This window comes from Vibrio sp. 10N.222.52.C3 (assembly GCF_041474195.1).
Lineage (GTDB): Bacteria > Pseudomonadota > Gammaproteobacteria > Enterobacterales > Vibrionaceae > Vibrio > Vibrio crassostreae_C.
Genome location: NZ_JBFRTQ010000128.1, coordinates 26114 through 32647, shown reverse-complemented (window position 1 = coordinate 32647; position 6534 = coordinate 26114). Strand labels below are relative to the sequence as shown.

The 6534-nt window shown below is 41.0% G+C and carries 5 protein-coding genes and 1 pseudogene; 1 reads left to right on the top strand and 5 read right to left on the bottom strand.

Going from position 1 to position 6534, the window contains the following annotated elements:
* Positions 1 to 1018: 1018 nt before the first annotated feature.
* Positions 1019 to 1474 (top strand): annotated as a pseudogene (locus tag AB4517_RS18490) (GGDEF domain-containing protein); the annotation flags it as partial.
* A gap of 547 nt (positions 1475 to 2021) precedes the next feature.
* On the opposite strand, the gene AB4517_RS18485 reads toward AB4517_RS18490, so the two are convergent.
* Genes AB4517_RS18485 through vxrA form a run of 5 tightly spaced genes read right to left on the bottom strand, consistent with a single transcriptional unit; the run spans position 2022 to position 6414 of the window.
* On the bottom strand, positions 2022 to 2174 hold the full coding sequence (locus tag AB4517_RS18485; RefSeq protein WP_004731009.1) for a YoaH family protein: 153 nt from the start codon (positions 2172 to 2174) through the stop codon (positions 2022 to 2024).
* Between the two features lie 41 nt (positions 2175 to 2215).
* Entirely contained in the window at positions 2216 to 3370 is a 1155-nt protein-coding gene (locus tag AB4517_RS18480) for a conjugal transfer protein TraF (protein WP_017069084.1), read from the bottom strand.
* Positions 3371 to 3420: 50 nt separating this feature from the next.
* Complete coding sequence (locus AB4517_RS18475) at positions 3421 to 4308, bottom strand: DUF2861 family protein (RefSeq protein ID WP_029235234.1); 888 nt, start codon at positions 4306 to 4308, stop codon at positions 3421 to 3423.
* On the bottom strand, positions 4308 to 4967 hold the full coding sequence (gene vxrB / locus AB4517_RS18470) for a response regulator transcription factor VxrB (protein WP_017060099.1): 660 nt from the start codon (positions 4965 to 4967) through the stop codon (positions 4308 to 4310). The genes AB4517_RS18475 and vxrB overlap by 1 nt, the downstream gene beginning before the upstream one ends.
* Positions 4942 to 6414 (bottom strand): sensor histidine kinase VxrA, encoded by a 1473-nt coding sequence (gene vxrA, locus AB4517_RS18465; protein ID WP_029236433.1) that lies wholly within the window; start codon positions 6412 to 6414, stop codon positions 4942 to 4944. Before vxrA ends, vxrB begins: the two co-directional genes overlap by 26 nt.
* Between the last annotated feature and the right edge of the window lie 120 nt (positions 6415 to 6534).

The following is a 6534-nucleotide window of genomic DNA, read 5'->3' as shown; positions in this document are numbered from 1 at the left end:
TTATTAGGTATTTTATGGTAAATAGCCAGTTTGGTTAAATACACAGTATAAATTAGAGAATATCGGCACAATACAAAGGCAGGGCATCACACAAAGATACCTGCCTTATAAACATCAAAATCAATTTAACATAACGTACATAATACGCAGTTAATAATACGTGTAGTTAATTCTAAAGGTAGTATTCTCATCTTTTGTCCTTAAAATCCTTGTTCCAACTGACTCTCACGCTTCTTGCGCCGTTCAGAGTTTACTTATCGCATTTGAAATCTAATAATTATATGTACGGCCAGCGTCTACACAATTCAATCTTCATTCAGAAAATCTAATTGACGCGAAACTTTGTCCGTCTGGTTTAACTTATATGCCACTTCTCTGTTTTCACTAACGGTTCGCTGCGCTGTGTGCAATTCTTGTAAGCATTGCTGTTGTTTCTATTCCAGATTTCACACACGCGACCAATGTTTCTTATCAACTGCACATGCTTAGCTCTCGTTTAAATCCATCAACTAATAAAGTTCGTGTGTCTTATGTAGACCCGCACACAGATTTTTCAAACCTTCTTAACGATTCTCTCTAGAGTTAGTACTTTGTGTTCAGTTTGCATAGATTCATTACACTTATTGCTGGTACACAACACCGATACTTGGGAGATCCATAATCACGGTTTGCCCTGAAATTACGTTCAATTGGACTTAGGTAGCTTTGGTAATAAACCTAAGAGTTACTTTAAACCCATTGCGCTTAGTTTTTCTTTACTTGTTTTCTCTAACTGATATGCCTGCTTTGAAGTCGCAATGGTGTTACCGCCTGAGATTAGAAAGCTTATAATGTTTATCGACACATGTAATCAATAAGTAAAGTGACACTGTAGCTAGCTGTACAGGTAAAGCTTGGTCCTATGGAACACAAAATAAAGAACCCAAATAACAACTGTATATTTACACAGTTAAATTATTATCCCCTTAAAAACGTTACCTTTCGTATAAATACCGAACAAAAACAACGCTATTAAGGCATATATCTGTCGCTGGGCGCGTATTTTTGCCTAGCAATCACGCTAGTGTCGTTGATCTCTTTTAATACGCTCATGGATAAGAACTACATCATCACACCTGACAGATAGCCTACACGCGTAAATACGGACAGAGACCACGATGGTGGCACCGTAGGCTCATTACATAAGTCAGAAGATGGAATTGAGTTACAGTGTGACTTTGAACAAACCTATAGCTTACCCTTCTGTGAAATTGAGTTCTTTATATCGACCCAAAATAAAGGGCTCGATCTCTCAACGTTCGATTCGGTCACCATCAATATAGAATATGAAGGTCAAGAGGAGCCAAGGTTTCGATTCTACATACGTAACCACGACGACAACTACAGCGCTCAAAGCGACACTATTTCTAACAAGTTCTATCGCTTAGACTTATCATTCCCCAATAGAAAACACATCAATTTAGCATTCTCAAATTGATACGCGCCGCATTCCTTAATCGACTTCTACACAACACCTTACGCCTCGTAAGCTTTTTAAATACTTATTCTGTAAAGCACATATGTGGCAACGAAGCTTGCTCTAAGCGGTGGTAAGCCATTCGCGATATCGGTTTTGAACATTACCGCTGTGGATTGTCTCACTCTGTTCTTCGATGAAATCATCATTTGTCTGCTTCTGAACATTCATGGATTCTCATCCGTTCAAAATACAAGTCACAACGTCACTAGCCGTAAAAACACCATATATTTAGCCACTTAGGTACGGTGACACAAATACTGACACCTAAAATGGCGATTGTTCCACTTTCAGAGCTTACTGTAATTTAATTACAACCCAAAGCCAAGAAATGCCTGAAAAGTGGATCACTCCGACATAACTTACTGAATAAAAGGAATTTAATGGTTTTGGATAGGTTGGGAATTCAGGGTAGCTAAAGAGTTGGTATGTACGAGATAATATACTAGAGGGTAATATATTTAGTTATAGTGCACTAAGGTGTTAAAAAAGAAGGGCTGATGCCCTACTCTTCTTTATTACTCATTTCTTCACGAATTTGCTCAGCAACGATTTTAATCGCTTGTGCTGTGCTGATGCCCTGAGTCATCATTTCTTGAATTCGTTCAACAGCTTTCTGTTGTTCTTCGTGAGAAAGGGTTGGTAAGTCGTTTAGCATGCTCTGCTCCTTGATTTAAGAGCAGAACTATATAAGGACTGTTAGTAACTAGCAAGGAAATTGATGGATGCACCCATTGCATTTTCATTTGTGTAGTTAGCACTTAGATCTAGCTGAAACAAGTTCAATGGCGAGATACCAACACCAGCTGTCACTGTTCCTTCTGAATCAGAGTAAGCCAGGTTCTTGTAATACCCTCCCCTTAGCTTAAGCTGACGTAACAGGTCGACTTCTGTACCAACACGAATCATCTGTTCGTTGTCTTCGAACGAAGTAAACTTCTCTGCTTCATTCAAATCATAATCAACACTCAACGTAAAGTAATCAGAAACGATCCCCGCACCAACAGTGTAGACAGGCCCCAGGTTATAAGAATGACTCGATGTTACTGTTCTTGTAGCCCCTGTGCTGCTTGTTAGCTGTTGGCTAACGGATTTAGTTTCAATCTCACGGTCTATAATATTCGTTGCAGAAAAACCCACTCTAAATGGGCCGTAAAACCAAAGCGCACCTGCATCAATATTAAATGTAGTTTCCGCGGTGTCGTTTTCTCGAACATCACTTAGATCGTAGTTTTGTGCCGAGGCAATGTAGTTATACGTATAGATTCTTTGGAGTTTTGGAGAAATACCAAACGACAAATGTTGTCCCATGAACGTTTGATATTTTGCTAATGATATACCAGCTTCCATAATGCCAATAGAAACAGCTTTAACAGCAGTTAACTCAGCATTAACCAAGTCACTATTAGCAGCGTCACTAGATGTATCAGGGGTTACAAATGATTCAGTGTATGCTTTTGCAAATACGTTTGCTGCAATATACTGATTTGGTAGAGCGAATGCTACAACACCACCTAAATCAACATTCAGGCTATCACCATTAAGAGCATCTAGATCAGAACCAGTCACAGTACCTGACTCAATGCTGTCAACTAAATTATCGATATCATCAACTAAGTTATTAGGGTCATTATAATTACCGCCAAAACTTGGCGTGATCATTCCCATGTCATCATTACGACGATAAATCGCAACAAGTGCTGGGTTATAGAATGGAGCAGTTAGGAAGTTTGCTGAAACAACACCAACACCACCCATCGCATCACCACGCGCTTCAATGGCGTAGTTTGCTGCTGAAAGAGGAAGACTGGCGAATGCAATTGACGCTGCGAGTAGTTTTGTAGTTTTTTTCATGCCGTTTATCTTTGTTAGATCCCTTACATAGTTAACGGCACAATTTTAAATTACTTTAACTCTTCTTCGCTAGAAATATCATAAGTTTTACTGATAGTTTGTGCTTGTTCTATCGCTATGTCGCCTTGCCAGCGTGAATGCACCATTGAAACCGCTAAAACATAGCGATCATTAGGAAGTTCTTCACCAGTAAGGTTCATTGGATAATCAGATTCGTAGCTCTTGCCCCAGACCTGTTCATAGTGTTCATCAACGTAATCGTACAAACCGATTTCGAGCTTAGGGAGCGGACAATAAGGATTGAGTAGTTCTTTTTTATCGATTCGCCACGTGTCTTTTGATGCCCAGCGAACTTGTTGACGCATGGCAACTTCACCCAAAACAACCCAAGTGCTCCAAGACTTTCCGCCATCACCTTTAACGCTTAAACGGTATAAACCGGATTCAAGTTGAGAGGCTAAATTGTAACGCTTGCGGTATAGACTCACCGATGCGTTGTTAACCACTTCACTGTCTTTGGTTAACTCACTGTCCGAAGAAACGATCTTATCGACCCACTTCTCGAAGGTAATGTCTTGAATGTTGTTTTCGGATTCAACATTAATCGATACACGAAAGGTATCTCGGCCAGGGCTTTGAATGATGTGTCTTTTAACGACGACTGAACTAATCCAATCTGGGAGTGTTTTTCTGGTGAGAGTTTTACCACAATCTTTGTTCAATGCTTGATCGAACAGTTCATTGAGGTGATCTTCTCGTGATTGAGACGAGTTGATTTGCCAAACTTCCACTAATGAGTCAAACATCTGAGGTAAATCGTTATCTAGCAGATGTTTATGAACTTGAGTCAGAGCATCGCTGCTCTTAAACCAATCCGTTGCTTGCGCGGTATTCGCTACGCAAGAAAACATTAATAGTGGAAGTAAGGCTATTCTCATTACGCTTTCATCTTGTAACCAACGCCACGCAGCGTTTCAATTTCTAGACCCGGCAGTTTCTGTCTTAGTTGCAGAACGTGCGTGTCTACCGTACGTGTTGTTGGGAAATGGTTGTAACCCCATACATGGTCAAGCAGTTCATCACGTGTAAACACACGTCCAAGGTTACTTGCCAAGAACAGTAGAAGGTCAAATTCAGTGCGCGTTAACGTTACTTCCTGTTCATTGAAAAACACTTCACGTGTCGCTTTATCGATAACAAGATTCTGAGCGATAACTTTTGATGCATCTTGTTCTTCAGAATCTGGCAGGCGAAGTTGAGCACGAATTCGAGCAAATAGCTCAGCCTCTGCGAATGGCTTTGTTAAGTAGTCGTTTGCACCTGAATCTAGGCCCGCTACTTTGTCTTTTACTGTCACGAGAGCCGTCAGCAAAATAACTGGGATATCTTTCTTTTTCTTCCAACCTGGAAGTGAATCTACTGAGTCGCCATCAGGAAGTTGACGGTCTAGAATCACTAGATCCGCTTGTTCCCAGTAGCCTTCAACTTCAGAGATCAGTTCTGCATGCAAACATTCATATCCAGCTTGCTCAAGGCTAACTAATAAACCGTCAGCTAAATTTTTATCATCTTCAACGAGAAGCAATGTCTGTTTCACAAGGTATCTCCAAAATAAATGTTGTTGGGGGGCCGATAAGCGTCATGTGACCGCCCATTTTTCCAACCATAGATTCCACTATCGTCAGACCTAAACCGAGTCCACTCTTACTTACGAATGGCTTTCTTAGTTGCCCCCAATCTTTGCGAGACAAGTCTCCATTATCTATAACTTTGAATGTCAGCTTCTTGTCAGAAGTATTCAGTTCTAGAATTACTGGAGCCACACCGTATTTCACGGCATTTCTGATTAGGTTATCGATGCACGTTCCCAACCAATATACGTTCACTTTTGCAGCTATATCTTTGTTTACACGGAGTTCAATCCCCGGCGCAAAGTCTTCTTCAACTTTGTATTGGAGCCACTCTTCAACACTTGGCACCCACTCTGTTGCGAGCGGTTGATTATCTGATTGCAGGTAATCTTTACTTGCTTCCGCCAACTGTCTTAAACGGCGTGTATCTTCACACAGCCTACGGAACTCATCATATACCGATTCTGGTAAGTGTTCGAACTCACGCCTGAACCCTTCCACCGTCAATGACAAACTCGCAATCGGCGTTCTTAATTCGTGCGTTAGGATTTGAAGAACCAGCATGCGACTCTTCATCTCCTGTTTCTTGCTGTTCCAGCGGTAAATCGCCCAACCTAAGACAAGCATGATGTTGGCAATAACCAAGATAAACATGGCGACTTGCAGAAGCTCTGAATGATCTTCTATTTCCCAACACACATTACCACGCTGGACAAAACAGCTTTTACCTTCTGAAGACAAGCTAAACGATAACCCAGCAAGCGTGGCATTTTCGTTCCAGACTGATTTTTTATACAGGTAATATCTGTCGCCGCGTTTTACCCACATCTCATCAAGCTCAACAAACATACTGTCACCCGCTAACAGCGCGGTGATTGCTTCGCTATCCATTTGTTGCAAGCGAGACAGTAGTTCATCGTGTTCGGTGTTTGGTCGCTCTTGAATATGCATAAAGCGCTTCAGAGAGTCGAATTTTTCTGGGTACTTCTCAACGTATCGTGCCGCATAAGAACCGCCGCCAGGGTGAATCAAACCACTACGGCTAAACCAACGGTCAGAAAGCTTGGTGCCTTTACACATTGCACGAGTAAAAACTAAAGGCTCAGTAATCAAAGGGCTTAACGGCAGTTTACCACTACAGGTTTTTGATAACTGGTACAAGCGCTGAATGTCTTTTAACGGGTACTCTGCTGTTTGTGGCAGCATAGAAGACGGCATGATCAAACGTGTTGGATAATCAGCCTGTAGCACTCGAATATCGTAAGATTCGATTGCCGTTTCATGATCAAAGAGTTTGGTGAAATTATCGATACGCTCAGGTAAAGAGTCAGCAAATGCGTTTGCAGACACAGACAACGTAGCGATAAGAAGAGTAAATGTTCTTTTGATGATCACAAACCAACGCAAATTCATATAGATCAACCAAATATATACCATTCGCTATCAAAGATAAATTTTTAACCGCATGAAAAACATTGAGAATGGCGAGCTACAGAGATAAAGGTCAATATATTACGGCCACATTGTACATAT